The organism is Methanobacterium spitsbergense, from assembly GCF_019931065.1.
Lineage (GTDB): Archaea > Methanobacteriota > Methanobacteria > Methanobacteriales > Methanobacteriaceae > Methanobacterium_B > Methanobacterium_B spitsbergense.
Genome location: NZ_JAIOUQ010000017.1, coordinates 94,433 through 111,086, shown reverse-complemented (window position 1 = coordinate 111,086; position 16,654 = coordinate 94,433). Strand labels below are relative to the sequence as shown.

The 16,654-nt window shown below is 29.4% G+C and carries 13 protein-coding genes; 5 read left to right on the top strand and 8 right to left on the bottom strand.

The genetic code is table 11. The features are described from left to right. The first annotated feature begins 11 nt into the window (after nucleotides 1-11). The gene (locus tag K8N75_RS14185; RefSeq protein WP_255591018.1) at nucleotides 12-140 is read left to right on the top strand and encodes a hypothetical protein; all 129 of its coding nucleotides are present in this window, start codon (nucleotides 12-14) and stop codon (nucleotides 138-140) included. Between the two features lie 215 nt (nucleotides 141-355). On the opposite strand, the gene K8N75_RS13825 is transcribed toward K8N75_RS14185, so the two are convergent. The 4 genes from K8N75_RS13825 to K8N75_RS13810 all read right to left on the bottom strand — a co-directional run bounded on the left by K8N75_RS13825 (nucleotide 356) and on the right by K8N75_RS13810 (nucleotide 2,550). Then, complete coding sequence (locus K8N75_RS13825) at nucleotides 356-745, bottom strand: type II toxin-antitoxin system VapC family toxin (protein WP_223792638.1); 390 nt, start codon at nucleotides 743-745, stop codon at nucleotides 356-358. After that, the gene (locus K8N75_RS13820; RefSeq protein WP_223792637.1) at nucleotides 742-978 is read right to left on the bottom strand and encodes an AbrB/MazE/SpoVT family DNA-binding domain-containing protein; all 237 of its coding nucleotides are present in this window, start codon (nucleotides 976-978) and stop codon (nucleotides 742-744) included. The genes K8N75_RS13825 and K8N75_RS13820 overlap by 4 nt, the downstream gene beginning before the upstream one ends. Before the next feature lie 391 nt (nucleotides 979-1,369). Then, nucleotides 1,370-1,600 (bottom strand): TRAM domain-containing RNA chaperone, encoded by a 231-nt coding sequence (locus tag K8N75_RS13815; RefSeq protein ID WP_048192616.1) that lies wholly within the window; start codon nucleotides 1,598-1,600, stop codon nucleotides 1,370-1,372. 713 nt (nucleotides 1,601-2,313) lie between these two features. Beyond that, nucleotides 2,314-2,550, bottom strand: a complete 237-nt coding sequence (locus tag K8N75_RS13810; protein WP_223792636.1) for an AbrB/MazE/SpoVT family DNA-binding domain-containing protein — start codon at nucleotides 2,548-2,550, stop codon at nucleotides 2,314-2,316. A 562-nt stretch (nucleotides 2,551-3,112) separates the two neighbouring features. Between K8N75_RS13810 and K8N75_RS13805 the strand changes: the two genes are divergently transcribed. From K8N75_RS13805 to K8N75_RS13790, 4 genes are all read left to right on the top strand, one after another. Further along, complete coding sequence (locus K8N75_RS13805) at nucleotides 3,113-6,385, top strand: PAS domain S-box protein (RefSeq protein WP_223792635.1); 3,273 nt, start codon at nucleotides 3,113-3,115, stop codon at nucleotides 6,383-6,385. Nucleotides 6,386-6,788: 403 nt separating this feature from the next. Beyond that, entirely contained in the window at nucleotides 6,789-8,726 is a 1,938-nt protein-coding gene (locus K8N75_RS13800; protein ID WP_223792634.1) for an Ig-like domain-containing protein, read from the top strand. 337 nt (nucleotides 8,727-9,063) lie between these two features. Further along, complete coding sequence (locus K8N75_RS13795; RefSeq protein WP_223792633.1) at nucleotides 9,064-10,587, top strand: CARDB domain-containing protein; 1,524 nt, start codon at nucleotides 9,064-9,066, stop codon at nucleotides 10,585-10,587. Nucleotides 10,588-10,656: 69 nt separating this feature from the next. Next, entirely contained in the window at nucleotides 10,657-10,902 is a 246-nt protein-coding gene (locus K8N75_RS13790; protein ID WP_223792632.1) for a hypothetical protein, read from the top strand. Between the two features lie 703 nt (nucleotides 10,903-11,605). Here the strand turns inward: K8N75_RS13790 and K8N75_RS13785 are convergent. The 4 genes from K8N75_RS13785 to K8N75_RS13770 all read right to left on the bottom strand — a co-directional run bounded on the left by K8N75_RS13785 (nucleotide 11,606) and on the right by K8N75_RS13770 (nucleotide 16,622). After that, the gene (locus K8N75_RS13785; RefSeq protein WP_223792631.1) at nucleotides 11,606-12,088 is read right to left on the bottom strand and encodes a metal-dependent hydrolase; all 483 of its coding nucleotides are present in this window, start codon (nucleotides 12,086-12,088) and stop codon (nucleotides 11,606-11,608) included. Further along, complete coding sequence (locus K8N75_RS13780; protein WP_223792630.1) at nucleotides 12,088-12,576, bottom strand: OB-like fold-containing membrane protein; 489 nt, start codon at nucleotides 12,574-12,576, stop codon at nucleotides 12,088-12,090. Before K8N75_RS13780 ends, K8N75_RS13785 begins: the two co-directional genes overlap by 1 nt. Before the next feature lie 612 nt (nucleotides 12,577-13,188). After that, a complete protein-coding gene (locus K8N75_RS13775; RefSeq protein ID WP_223792629.1) occupies nucleotides 13,189-14,265 on the bottom strand; it encodes an Ig-like domain-containing protein in 1,077 nt (358 codons plus the stop codon). 965 nt (nucleotides 14,266-15,230) lie between these two features. Next, nucleotides 15,231-16,622, bottom strand: coding sequence for an undecaprenyl-phosphate glucose phosphotransferase (locus tag K8N75_RS13770; RefSeq protein WP_223792628.1), 1,392 nt, complete (start codon nucleotides 16,620-16,622; stop codon nucleotides 15,231-15,233). Between the last annotated feature and the right edge of the window lie 32 nt (nucleotides 16,623-16,654).

Sequence of the window (16,654 nt, the reverse complement as noted above, 5' to 3'; positions counted from 1 at the left end):
TTGTCCTGAGAATGAAAATCCTAAAACCTGTTGTTATATTGTATCAAAAGATTTTGAACAGGTACTCACGTATGTTTGAAACTTTAGAAAATGAAAAGAAGACTATAAATGAACAACTCGATGGGTATGATCAAGTATAAAAAAACATTCAAGATGATAATATTCACTTAAATGAACAGAACGAGTAATTAAATAAATAGTTACTAGGGTGTATTGCATTTATCGGCATGTATAGGGATGCGTTTGTTGTTTTTGATATGGAACAAGAAGTTTATAATTCTCCCATTACATAATGAATGTGGTTGTACTCCAAGATTTAGTTATAAGGCCGTGTTGAACACAATATAATTGAAAATTAATGGATTCGGTTGAGATTTTTAACTTTATCGAAATCAGAATCAAAAGAAACTATACTATTAACTTGATGCATTTCAATGATTTCTAGGGACACACAATCAGCTAAAGACAATGTACCATCATATTGAAGGAATTTTTCCATAGCATTGTTACTTAAGGTTTTATCTATATAAACAACTTCGTAGTTATCTATGATGTATTCATATATCAAAACACCTGCTTTGCCTCCGCTTAAACTTCCTACCAGGGTTACTGTTTCAGAAAGTACAAGAATAGATGTTATTTTTTTCACTTTATCAATTTTAGATAATACTTTAGGAATATCCTTATGCCATTGGTCTTTTTTATTTATAAGGGCTATAAAAAAAGATGAATCTGCAAATATCAAATTTTTTCACCCCTTTGAATTCTTTTCTTCATTTCTACAGCATCAGTTTTAGGACCATCGATCATACCTAAAACATCGTTTATAGTTATTTTTTTACGGAAAAAAACTTCAACTCTATTATTTTTATCAGTTTTCCATTCTACGATATCCCCAGGACCTACTTTAAACATTTTTCTTATTTTCGAAGGTACTACTGTTTGGAATCCTTTTGAAATTTTTGTTTCTGTGACCATCATATCCCTCATAATATATTGTAATTTCACAGTATATATAATTTCACAATATTTTTAATACCTATACAAATTATTTGATTAGATTAAATTGTTTTGCCCCATCCACTGCAAATCCTATAAAGTCATTAGCGTCCTGATCCAATTGATCACAGTATCGTCTCTCTAATAATTGTGATAGAAAATAGAATTAAACTGATATGTAGCTTCATATTATGGAAATCTTTTAGCTAAATCTTTAAAGTATTTAATAGGTGAAGCATCAAGACAATTCATTAATTACTCTAATAAAATGGGATACAAGTTTTAATGTTTCAAAAAAAATATTAATGTATTAATAATTAATTTTGCAATTAAAATCTGTTGATGAAATAGAAAAAAGATTTTTAGATATTTATTCTACTATATCCGCAAAGCCAAAGTTTCTTCTTACGGAGTTGACCCTTATTTTTACTTCGTCACCGAGTTTGGCACCTGAAACAAAAACTACAAATCCATCTACACGAGCAATTCCGTCTCCATCCCTACCCGTATCGTCAATTTTAACATCATATTCCCCACCTTCTTTGATAGGCGCATCATTTCCTCCATCATTTCTATTATCATTTCCGTAATTTCCAAACATACTCATATATTACACTTCCAATTTTTTTGAGACAATTCATTTGTATTAACATTTATAGTTGACTAATGAAGTTATATTTGATTTACTTAAAAAACAAGATTTTTTTTGAATATAAATATTCTCCATCAGAAAAATTTAAAAATTCAAATAATGCCTATTTTAAGAAAATAATCATCTAAAGAATAATTCTTCACATCAATCGGGTATAATGCATTAAAATTAATCAATTAAATGGTATATCTTTCACTAGTTCTATAAAATAAATTATGTCACTCACATTAAATAAACTTTGGGAAATTTGAAATTATTAATTATACTAAATTTTAATTATATATCTGCACAGGATAAGGTGTCTAAAACTATCAGATTTTACTTCTGAAATAAACAAATGTAAATATAAAAATGGAACTGCCATTAATTAATTTCCATCATCTAAATCAAGAGATGCTTCAATTAAATGATATGATGTAACGATTAATATCAAATAAATAAAGGTAATTATGAATAAACACTATCCATTAAATAAAAACGTTATAAGACATCAATAATCTATAGCAACAAGTTTAGATATGAAGCTAACCCACAATTTTATAATTAATTACTTAATAAACTGAGCAATAGATTGAATAGAATCAGTTAACGTTAGTCCATTGCGATTTTTTAATTATTATAAAGATGCAATAGTTGCTATAAAAAAGATGAATCTGCAAATATCAAATTTTTTCACCCCTTTGAATCCTTTTCTTCATTTCTACAGAATCAGTCTTAGGACCATCGATCATACCTAAAACATCGTTTATTGTTATTTTTTTACGGAAAAATACTTCAACTCTATTATTTTTATCAGTTTTCCATTCTACGATATCCCCAGGATCTACATTAAACATTTTTCTTATTTTCGAAGGTACTACTGTTTGGAATCCTTTTGAAATTTTTGTTTCTGTGACCATCATATCCCTCATAATATATTGTAATTTCACAGTATATATAATTTCACAATATTTTTAATACCTATACAAATTATTTGATTAAATTACATTTGTTTCTAAATGAGATAATTCTATTTTTTTGTACGATTATGGTTTAAAGTAGATATTTTTTTTCATTGTATTAATTCATTTTTTTGTTGTAGTGAATTTTAATTTAGATTAGCTACCTGAAATTAAGATTAATCTCATGAATACATTTATTTTTACCGAAAGCAGTTCATAGTTTATTAAATTTTTGGAATACAAGTATAGTTTATTAATTTATAGAGTCTTAAAAAAAATTTTTAACAATGGAATTGTACAATTTTCTGAAGTTAATTTATTTTTCCATTCATTGTTATATAATTCACAAATTTACTATTATGTTGGGAATATATGAACAATTATATATCTAATTAAAAATATATTGTGATATAACAGTTAGTATTGTGAATTTATAAAATTTTTATCTTCAAATTGGGGCTGAGTAGATACATTTGTAATAATAAACTCGAAACAAAATTTACATTGGAGTTGAGTTTTTTTGTCTGCCGAAACGATTTTAGTTGTTGAGGATGAGGGCATTACAGCTATGGGACTACAGCGACAACTAAGGTTCTGGGGATATGACGTCCCTACATTTGCTTTTTCCAAAAAAGAGGCTGTACAAAAGGCTAAGGAAATTAAACCCGATCTTATTTTAATGGACATAGTTTTAAAAGGTGATGGTGATGGAGTAGACGCTGTCACAGAAATAAAGAAATATTTGGACATACCAATAATTTATCTCACATCTTACAATGATAAAGAAACAATTAAACGCGCTAATATTACAAAACCCTTTAAATACATTTTGAAACCATTCCAAGAAAAATTACTCCGCGAAAGTATTGAAAAAGCTATAAAGAATAAGAAATTAGAAAATAAAATAATTGAATCTGGGGAATGGATAGACAAAAAGATGAATGGAGCTTTTGGAGTAATAGTAACAGACAAAGATGGTTGTGTAAGGTTCCTGAATGAAGCTGCTCAAAAAATTATAAGGCTCAAAACTGAAGAAGCAAACTACAAGAAACTCAATGATGTTTTTAGGATCAAAAAAGGAAACTCATATATGGAGTTTAAAGACTTCAAATATGGAAATCAAGAAATTCCTAATGGAAAGAAAACTGAATTGTCTGATTCAAATCTAATTAAAGATATTATAAATGAAGGAATATTTAATGGAATAAAGGAAGAAGTTTATTTATCGCACAGTGAAGGAATGGTAATTCCTATAGAATATAATGCATCACCAATCCTAAATGAGGGAGAATTCTTAGGATTGACATTAGTTTTTAATGACATAAGTGAACGAGTTCTAGAAGAAAAATCCCTCTTTGAAAGTGAACATCGGTTTAAAACTGTTTATTCACATTTTCCATTAGGAATTGAGATATACAATATTGAAGGGCAGATAATAGATGCAAATATTGCAGCACTTGAACTATTCGGTGTAGAAACCATCTCCCAACTAATCGATTTCAACCTATTCAAAGACTTCAGACTTAACAAAAATGAAAAAAAATTACTTCAAGAAGGAAAAACTGTTAAATCTGAAATAGAATTTAATTTTAAAGATTTTAAATCATTTAAATCCTATAAAACAACTAAATCTGATAATCTTAATTTAGAGATTATTTTTAAACCACTCAAGTTCTATGATAACATCACTATAGACTCATATCTTCTCCAATTCCAAGATATCACTAAACATAAAACCATAGAAGAATCTCTTGAAATAAGTAAAGAACTGTATAAAGGCATTCTTGGCAGTATAAAATATCCATTTATTGCATTAGATGAAAATTTAAAATGTATATACTCCAACAAGGAATATGAAAAATTAATAGGCATACCTCTTAATGAAACTTATGAAAAATCTGTATGGGAAATTCTGCCCAATTTTAAAAATCTTAAAGATATTGAGGGATCTGTTAAAAATTCCATAAATAACAAAAAATCGGCAATATCTGTATTTGAACTCCATAATGATGATCAAAACCGTTTTTTCGAATTAAATATCAATTCCATGGATAATGGGCTTTCAATTATTCTAAAAGATGTTACAGAAAGTAGATTTAATGAAGATGAACTTAAGAAACGAGAAGAACAATACCGAATAGTAGTTGAAGATCTAACAGAACCGGTATGTCGTTTTGATCCCGAAGGAACATTGACATATGCCAACAAATCCTACAAATCATACTTTGCAAATGATGATGTTGGTAGTTTTATATATTCAACTCCAGAAGAAGAACAAGAAAAAATGAAGGAATATATAACCTCTTTTGATAAGATTAATCCCATAAAAATTCTTGAAAGTCCAATTAAAATGTCAGATGGAAATATACATTGGTGGAGATTTGTTACAAAAGCAATATTTGATAAAGAAAATATAAAAGAACTCCAATCAGTTAGCCATGAAATCACAGATCAGAAGAATCTGGAAGATGAATTATACAGAAATATAAAACTGCTTGAAAATGAAATCAAAGACAAAAAACAACTTTATATGAAGACAGAAAAATCTTTAAAAGATGAATTAACTAAGATAAAGAACAATGAAAAGGATTTAAAGGATTTATCTAATGAGCTTGAAGAAAAGGTTAAGGAAACATCCTTAGAACTTTCAAAGACCCAAAAAGATCTGAAAACTATTACAGAAGAACACCAAATCACAGAATATCAACTAGATCAAACAATAGAAAAACTTGAAAATGAACTTGAAGATACAAGAATTAAATTTGAGACAGAAATCGAAAAACTGCAAAACGAATTAACAGCACGTATGAAAATAGAAGAAGATCTTAACAAGAAATATCATATACTCGAGATAAACTTCGATGAAGTTACCAGTGAACTTACAAGTACACGTAAAGACATGAGATTGGAGATAAACAAACACATCAAAACTGAAGAATCCATTAATCAACAGAAGGAAGAACTTCAAAAAAAACTTGAAACTAAAAAATCAACATTAAAAAGGGTTAATCTAGATATGGATAAAGAAATTGCCAAGAGAACAGAATTAGAAAACCAATTCAGTATAACAAAGGACACACTACAAAAACAACTAAATGAAAAACAAGCTAAACATCTTAAATCTATTAAAAAATTGGAATCAGGAATAACTGAACTCAAATTTAAAAATAATGAAATAAGCAATCTATTAAAAGAAAAAGAATTGATATTGAAAGATGTTCACATACATACTACTAAGAATATGCAAAGAATATCTAGTTTAACCAGCCTTCAATCGGATTACATCAGGGATCAGATGGTTAAAAGTTTTGGAGAGAGCCAAAACCATATAAAATCCGTTACATTAATCCATGAAAAACTCCTGGAATCATATGGTCAAGATAAAATAAACTTTTCAGAATATGTTAAAAGTTTAATTGATGATCTATTCATCTCCCATGAAGTTGATCTAAATAGAATATCTAAAAATATTCAAATTAAAAATGTTTTCCTTGATATAGATACAGCAACGTCATGCGGCCTCATTATAAATGAACTGATTTTAAACAGTCTAAAACACGCTTTTCCTAATGGAAAAGATGGTATGATACAAATTGAGATGTATCCTAAAGATGAATGTATTGAAATGATCATTACAGATGATGGAATTGGACTACCTGAAATATTAGACTTTCAAAATACATATACCCTTGGTTTACAGCTTGTAAAAACATTGGTTTATGAAATGAATGGTAAAATAGAATTAAAAAATAATAATGGTACAAAATATAAGATAAAATTTAAAAATAATTAGAATTCAGTTTTTTTTAATAGGATAATGATAGATAAAATAACTTTAAAACTCATAACCCACTTTAATGTGACAAATATTAATAGAAAATTTTGGTTTTTTTATATTCATATACACAATTTTTTGGCTCATTAATATTTATTCCATATTAATTGACGAACCCTCAACAAATTGATATTATCACATATGTTCTTTTTTATGAACTACATATATTAAACCATAAAGATTAAAATCAAAAAAATGTATACACTCATATATATTCATGAATTTAACTGAATTTATCGTATATTTAAACTTAAAAATTATGAAAATAATATTTATCGTTAAGAAATATGGGGCGAGTATTATTAATAAAAAATTAAATAGAAAATTGGCATTATCATTATTACTACTAGTTGGATTAGTAGTGGTTTTAAATTTAAGTACAATTACAGCTGCAAATGTTACTTCTAACACAGCACCTAAGGTAACATCAGTAAATCCTGTGAATAATTCAGTTATATTAAAAAGTCAAACAATTAATGTTTATTTTAACGAGCCTATAAAAGCTGGAACTCTGTCAATAACACTTAAAAACAGTGCAGGAACAACAATTTCTACAAAAAAAAGTATAAATTACCGAACACTCAGCATTGTTCCATCAACTGCATTACCAACTGGGGTTAAATATAATCTTATATTAAATTCAGGCAGTATAAAGGACTCTGCAGGAAAGGGTAATTCCTACTACACAACCAGTTTTACAGTATCCCCAATAACATTAGCTCAAATGAAAGATGGGGTTTCAAGAGCACAGACCTTCTATAATATTAACCATAGACTTCCAACCTATGTGAGTTATGGTTCTAAAAAGATAGCTATAACCACTTTTAAGAAGATCATAGCAACACAGGGTTTAAAAATAAAAACAACTACTATAAATGTTACTTCTAACACAGCACCTAAGGTAACATCTGTAAATCCTGTGAATAATTCAGTTATATTAAAAAGTCAAACAATTAATGTTTATTTTAACGAGCCTATAAAAGCTGGAACTCTGTCAATAACACTTAAAAACAGTGCAGGAACAACAATTTCTACAAAAAAAAGTATAAATTACCGAACACTCAGCATTGTTCCATCAACTGCATTACCAACTGGGGTTAAATATAATCTTATATTAAATTCAGGCAGTATAAAGGACTCTGCAGGAAAGGGTAATTCCTACTACACAACCAGTTTTACAATATCCCCTATTACATTAGCTCAAATGAAAGATGGGCTTTCAAGAGCACAGACCTTCTTCAACACCAATTTACGGTTACCGAGCTACGTGAGTTTCGGTACAAAAAGAATACTCATAGCAGAATTTCAGAAGATCATAGCAACACAAGGATTAAAAATTAACACCAAAATAAAGGATTTAACAGTCACCCAAGTCACAGCCCCTACAACAGGAGTAAAAGGGAATACAATAATAGTGCCAAACACAGTTAAAAACCAAGGTAATACAGCTACTGGTGGATTTTACATAAACTATTATCTAATAAATAATTCATCTATCTATATTGGACAAAGATACATAAGTTCACTAGCTGCAGGAGCAAGCAACAGCCAGAACACCAAATTATCAATACCCCTTAATATAACCAGCTCCAGCTATTATATAGATGTATACGCAGACAGCTCCAAAATTGTAAGTGAATCCAATGAATCCAACAATTACAAATACAGCACTACTAAAATTCAAATAATAAATAGCATAAATAGCAGACCAATTTACCTTACAAGTGATTGGATCTATGATGAAGATGTTGATAATGCTAAAATGGATAGAATAGTTTCTGGTTTAAAAGCTATGGGATTATATGCCATGAATTATGGTTGGGGAGCAAATTCTCATTACCAAATTCTTAAAGATATTACAATACCACAGAATGCTCTAGTTGTCGATATATACGGTGGAGTTTGTGCAGGTACAATATGGGAGATGACACAAGATTCTTACAAGTATTATAAAGGGAACAGGAGTGTATTTTCTATTTGGACATATACAAACATAGATATTGCCAATGTTACATTTTTACGAAGAGCATACGACGATAAATTTACACCCCTATATGGTACAACCATAGATAAATCATCATTCCCTTCTTATAATGATTCTAATAATGATGGAAACTTTGATCCAGGAGCAGGATATGTAAATGGAATAATAGATCCTACTAAGTTACAAGAATTAGATGGAATATATTACCCTGCGGATTTATTGTTATCGAATGGATATCACTATTTATATCAGCAAAATGGGGATATAGCAGCCATAGTGAGCAGTATATATAATGAGGCAACATCAAATTTCTAATCTAAAAAAATAATTTAATAAATGCTAGTTATATTTTTTTTAAAGATGTCATCATAAAATTTGGGTCATTTTTAGGCTGAAATACTCCAATAAAACCAATATGACTCAAAATACAAAATTAGTAGAATAAAAATCAGTTAAACATAAATTACTCTCAATATTATTTTATTATTCCATAAATTCTTGTTAATGTATTACATATATTAAACCATAAAGGATTAAATTAACAAAATTTATACTGATCTTATTCAAGAATTCATGGTATATTAAACTTAAAATTATTAAAATAATATTTTTCGTAAAGAAAAGTGGGGTGGGGGGTATTATTAATAAAAAATTGAATAGAAAATTATTATTTTCATTGCTATTACTAGTTGGATTAATATTAATTTTAAATTTAAGTACACTTTCAGCTGCAAATGTAACTTCTAACACAGCACCTAAAGTAACATCTGTAAATCCAGTCAATAATTCAATTATATTAAAAAGTCAAACAGTTAAAGTTTATTTTAACGAACCTATAAAAGCAGGAACTCTATCAATAAGAATAAAAAATGCTGCTGGAACTACAATAAGTACAAAAAAAAGTATTAATTACCGAACACTCAGCATTGTTCCATCAACAAGATTACCAACAGGGGTTAAATATTATATCATACTAAATTCAGGCAGTATAAAGGACTTGGCAGGAAAGGGTAATTCCTATTATTCAACCAGTTTTACAGTATCCCCTATAACATTGGCTCAAATGAAATATGGTATTTACCGAGTACAGAACTTCTACAACACAAATTTACGGTTACCCCGCTACGTGAGTTTCAGTACAAAGACTATACCCATAAGAGAATTTCAGAGGATCATAGCAACTCAGGGATTAAAAATTAACACCAAAATAAAGGATTTAACAGTAACTAAAGTCACAGCCCCTATAAGAGGAGTAAAAGGGGATACAATAATCGTACCAAACACAGTTAAAAACCAAGGTAATACAGCTATTGGTGGATTTTACGTAAGCTATTATCTAATAAGTAATTCACATATTTATCTTGGAAAAAGATACATAAGTTCGCTCGCTGCAGGAGCAAGTAACAGTCATAACACCAAATTAAAAATACCCTTAAACATAACCAGCTCAAGCTATTATATAGATGTATATGCCGACAGCACCAAAATTGTAAGTGAATCTAAGGAGTATAACAACTTTAGATACAGTACTACTAAGATTCAAATTAGAAATGCACGACCAATGAATATTGGATACTTTATCAATCATGAGAGTACGCCGTTAGCTAATATTGATTTTAATAAACTCAAATCTGACGGGATAACTGAAGTTTATATCCATGCTAAGAACGCCGATTATCTAAACTTAAAACCATATTATTCTAAGATTGTTAATAGTGGATTACGTCCATTTTGTTGGGTTTGGCAAGGTTTCACTCACGCAAAAGAAGTAACAGCTATGGGATATAATACTGTGATGGATTTGGAAACTTATAAGATGGCTGATTTTATTTCAGAAGTTAAACAGTTAAGACAGGACACGAAAGGTAAAACCCTTATACTATGCACAAAAGCCGATGGCTGGGACGGAAACCAGAGATGGGATTTGTTAGCTCCATTAGTAGATGCAATTATGCCTATGTGCTATTTGGGAGATTATGAGAAATCAACAAGTGATTTAGCTTCATATATCAAGAAGTACAATACCCTCTACCCTAACAAGATTTACCCAGCATTAGAAACCTACATGTCAGATAAAACCGTAAAACCAAAAGCTAACAGTGCATTACAAGTTGAAATCAAAGCATGTGGAAATGTAAAAGGGATAGGACTATTCCGTTATGGATTGAGCAACTAGGTAAGGAGAAGCCCTAGGATTGATGTTATTCCTTGGTGGTGATATGGTAGCACAGTTGACAATGCTAGAATGGATGGTATAGTTTCTAAATTAAGAGCTATGGGATTAAAAGCAGTTAATTATGGTTGGGGTCCAAATTCTCATTATCAGATTCTTAAGAATATCACAATACCACAGAACGCTTTAGTAGTGGATATATATGGTGTGGTTTGTGCAGGTACAATATGGGAAATGACCCAGAACTCTTACAAATATTATAAGGGTACTAGGAAAGTATTCACTGTCAGGATAGATACAAAACGTAAATGTTGCTGATATCTCATTTTTACGAAGGGCACACGACGATAATTTTACACCATTATCATATGGATTATATAAACCCTATTTGTCCCCATTGTCAATCAAAAAAGGTAAATAAACAAGAATATAGAGAAAGAAAGTTGATTATCGAAAATCAAGAACCAATTAAGGTATATTTGAGAATATATTTATGTAAATCCTGTAAAAAAAAGTTCACAACTTCATTGAAATCAATCATTAAGCCAGGATATAGATATCAATCAATTTTTAAGAATAAATTAATTGAATTATTTAAAACAGGATATCGATCGTTACGCAATTCTTCCTGAGGATTTGTCAAATTTCTTTGGTGTGAAAATATCCTATCATTTCAAAGAAAATATAGAATTTGAATTATTTAATTTCACTTATTTATCAAAATTTTAATATTTCTTCATCTTTGAAACAGGTGAACTACCCCTCCCTTTCGGAATGGGCTTCTTCCTTCATGGAATCCACTTTTGTGGTTTTCTCAGAGAAGCTTTAATTCCCGTAGTTCCTACGGTACTGATTAGATTAAGTTTAGTTTACTTGGCTATCGCATACTATATTAGTAATAGGTATTAATTATTATTTATATGTTGTGGTTGGATTCATCCCCACCCTCATGGATGGGGTATTCTCCAACATTAAGATAAATAATGTGAAATTGTTAGAGTTAAGCATCCTTTAATTTTTTTTAGCAAGATTTTTTAGGAATTCTATCTATTTCTCTTCCTATTAAATAAACAAACCCTGCAATACATAGGGCAAGTGTTGTAATCAAATAATCTGAACTGTTTGTAATTTCAAGCTGCCATTGCCACCAGCTGAATGGATAAAACAGGTATATCCCTCCAGAAACATGTTCTAAAATTAGATCAAGACTGTAGTGAGTTAAAACTCCAAGTCCTAAAAACATGAAGGTCTTTTTCTTTTCTTGGAAAAAAAGTGATATTATCCCCGCTACTATGATCGAACCCATTGGTAGGTGTATTGGGGACAGATATTCATAGGCATCTACACCAATGAGTTTCAAACCCAACACTACCTTGACAAGGTCGGGTATTAACGCGCCAGCTATAACGATCATGGTGTTTGAAGCGTCAAACTCCTTAAATTTAAAGCTTAAAATACGGCATAATGTCCATGCTACTGCAATGTGTGTGATCCAGTCAGGCATTACTTCAACCTCTTGAATTCCATTTTCTTAAAGTCGAAACGCCAGTAACGTCTGAAAAAGAACAAAAAGATTAATAAAGCTATACCCGAACGTAGAAGCATAAAATTATAATCAAAACTGGATATAACAAGTATTTTCGAGGGGGATATTTGATATGAATTACCTAGAACTCCTAATACCTCAACTTGATCTCTGTTACTTATCTTTTGAGTTGAATAAACCGTGTACTTCACTTCAATACCTTGATATTTATCTAGAAGGATAAAATTATCATTATTTACCTCAGTAACAACACCTGAAACAGAAACTGTTTGTCCAATTGGATAATTTTTTAATATAATACTTGTATTGGGATATTCTTGGTGTTGCTGGTAATTAGATTCATAGTAAATACAAAGTAAAATCAATGCCAGTACTAAGCCAATTAAAATAAACTTTCTGCTTTTAAAAATATTTTTCAGTGGCTGTTTAGGTTTTTCTTCTATCATTTAATCACTGTGATAATAATTTAATTCATATATTGTAAACAATATGCTATATGTTAAATTAAAGAGTTTCATAAAAAATGTACACTATTAATATGAATTTCATATCAGACTTTATTAAAATAGTTTATTGAAACTTTTATTATCAATAATTTCATTTACTAAATATATTTTTTTTTATTAGCCTGAATATCGATGTAGAATAAACATCATCTCAGATCATATTTGATAAAATTCAATTTTTTTAGATTGAAACTGGTCTGATACATCAATTTGTTAATATTCAAAGCCCATTTTTATTAGTAGTTCTTAATCGTACTGATTTCTACCATCAAAAATATTTAATGTTCAAGTTTTAAAATCCTTAATTTCTAAAGTTTAAATAATGTTATTATAATGATTAACAACTTTTAAAAAAATAAAAAAGACTTTAATTATTGTTCATATAATTTCATGTGAATTATAGAATTAGTAATCTGTAAAATAGTTCAAATATTCGAGTAATTGTTAAAATAAATATGTCAGTTTCCAGTTTTATGGATTTAAATTTAATTAAAAAAATATAAAAAATTAAAGAATCCATTATTTATGGTTCTTTTATTTCTTAAACTGGATTTAATGTGTTGATTCGTAGAATATTGCACTTACAACACTTGTAATACTTCCCGAGTAGATGTAACTGTAACCATTTGCTTTCAAGTAATCATCAGGATGTGCTATGCCTTTGAATGATGCTGAGCTGAAGTTATCATCATGTGCCCGTGGTAAATATGTTAAATTAGTTATATCTGTAGATGGTGGCCAGAAGACTGAGAAGACCTCTCTAGTACTTTTTATACTTTTGTACCATGAACTACCCATTTCTTTTAATGTACCGGCACAAGCCCCGCCATATATGTCAATTACTAATGCATTTTTAGGAACCTTACTTGATTGAAGAACACTTATATGATAATTGGGTCCTACACCCATATTATAAGCCTTTATTCCCATAGCTCTTAATCCTTTAACAATACTGTTTATCCTGGCAATGTCACTGGTTTTGCTTATTATATTATCGCTTGTAATATAAACTGGTCTACCTTGACTTGCACTTACTCCATTTGCAGTAGTTGTTTTTATTTTTAACCCCTGTGTTCCTATGATCTTCTTAAAAGTGGTTATATCAATCTTTTTAGAACCATAAGTCACATAATTAGGAAGTCTATAGTTACTATTATAGAACTTCTGTGCTCTTGAAACCCCATCTTTCATTTGAGCTAATGTTATTGGGGATACTGTAAAACTGGTTGTGTAGTAGGAATTACCCTTTCCTGCAGAGTCCTTTATACTGCCTGAATTTAATATAAGATTATATTTAACCCCAGTTGGTAATGCAGTTGATGGAACAATGCTTAGTGTTTTGAAACTAATAACGTTTTTAGTTTTTATAACTTTTCCTGCACTGTTTTTGAGTGTTATTGAGTTAGATCCAGTTTTTATTGCTTCGTTAAATTTTACTTTAATTGTTTGACTTTTCAATACAATTGAATGGTCTGCTGGATTTACTGATGTTACTTGAGGTGCTAAGTTGGTTGTAGCATTTGCTGCTGCTGATGTATTCACATTTAAAATTAGTGCTAATCCAAATAATAATAGCACTGATAATAACAATTTTCTATTAATTATACCGCCTCCATGTTTGATAAACATCAAATAACTAAATATTTGATTAAATCAAACATAAAACTGGATCACTTGACCATCACTTATAAATGTTTTGATTTTTTTTCCAAAAAAAGGCCGTTATAGGGCTATTTTTTTAATTTAAGACCCTCTAAATTCTTATTTAACCAACAAATTATGGATAAGCTTACTCAGTTGGTATTTTTAACAAATGGGGTCATTTGAATCAGTATATCCTTTAATCACATTTATTTAATCCGTTTACAAATACTAATTATACATACATCATAAAAAAAACCAATATAATGGACTTTAAATTAAAATAAAATCTATAATTCGAGTTAATTCTTAATTAAAACAAAATAAATCCTTTATTATTTAAGATGTAGATAGTTGAGACAATACTCCAATTTTAGACGGTATTTTAAAAATAGAAGAAAAGATATGATTTTTATCTAAAATGGTAGTGTTGTGTATATACTGTTAATTTATAGTTGAAGTGTTCCAATTTTTATAACACCAAGTGATTTTCTAGAATTTGGTTCCATTGGGCATTAACCCATTTACCATTTAAATATAACTGAACCCATACATGACTATAACTGAATCACTTAAACGTCACTAATAAAGACTTCGTTATAATTTCGAAAAAAAGATGAGTATGAGGCTGTTTTAATGATCTAGCATCCATTGCGGGGGTTATTGATGCCGAAGGAATAGATAAACTCATTCTTTTACTATTTTTAACAATAAATATCATATAGAACTAGATAATCATAAATTAGATGCATTGATTCTTTTTTATGAACGTGTTAAATACTTTGTATTCACAAAAACCAATGATAAATTGATAATAATCAAAAAAAAGGTTAATTTTTACATTATTTTTAAATTTAAATGTTCTATGATAAGCTTTAAGAAAAATAAATGGTTTTGATAATTAACCAATTTTTTAAATCAATATCTATTGGATATTAGGGTTTAAAGTGGATTTAATAGGCATTTTTAAAGAAGCTTTTAAATGTCATGAAGAATATTTTCACGTCCAGTAGGAAATTCCAGTTTTCAACATAGAAGATATCATGATCAATTCTTTTTTTAATTGATGTATTGCCTCTGTAACCATTTATCTGTGCATAACCCGTCATACCGGGACGTACATGGTGTTTTATCATGTACTTTGGAATTTCATCCCTGAATTTATCAACAAAATAAGGACGTTCTGGTCTGGGACCTATTAAACTCATATCCCCTTTTAATATATTAAAAAATTGTGGTAATTCATCAATATTAGTTCTACGTATAAAAGAACCGAATTTTGTCTTCCGGGGGTCATCTTCTTTGGTCCACTTATACTCCTCGTTATCTTGTACCATCATACTACGGAATTTATATATATCAAATTCTTTCCTGTTACATCCAACCCTTTTCTGTTTGTATATCACTGGTCCGGGTGAACTGTATTTCACAAGAATAGCAGTGATAAAAAGTATAGGAGATGTTGCTATTATACCCAGGATTGCAAGTATTATATCAGATATCCTCTTCAGGATCTTGTTTAAATTGTTATCAAGAGGAACATATCTTATGTTTATAACTGGAATATCATCTATCATATCTATATATGGTTTTGCTTGGAAGTACCTGTAAAAATCAGGTACAATCTCGGCTTTCACACCAAATTTCTCCAGTGTATTTACTATATCTTCTATTAACATGTAATGTCTGGAAGATATGGTTATTATTGCCATATCCACAGTATGTGTAAGAATTATTCGTTCTAAATCTTTAATTTGGCCAAGTATATTTGAATCAGCAATTTTTTGACCTTGGGGGATGTTATCGTCTAAAAATCCAATTACATTGTATCCTATGTAATAGTTCTCCTTGATCTTGTTTACAAATTTTTCACCAAGATCACCGGCTCCTATTACAAGTATGAACTGCACATTATACCCTTTTCCACGTATGTATCTTAACACGCCCCTAAGAATACCCCTTTCAATGGACATTAGGATTGTACTGAATACTGCAAACATTGCAAGTAAATATCTTGAATAGTCACTAACCTCGATTATATACAAGGCTGTAATGAGGAGTAACAGTCCTATAACATTCACTTTGAGTATCTGCTTTATTTCAGAACCGAGTTTATTCGTTCTCTGGGGATTATACAAACCTAAGAAGTAATTTAAAATGGTATACGAGACTACAATAAATAAAAGGGAGGTTGCATATTGAGATATTCCCCAAACATCAAAACCAGGACCTAAAAGATCTGTTTTAACACGCATGTACCATGCAAAGTACAATGCAATGGTTAGTACAACAGCATCAAGAATAATTTGCAGAATATTTAGTAGTCTTTGATTTTCTCTGATCACTGTTACACCCTATTATATCATTGTCTAAAATT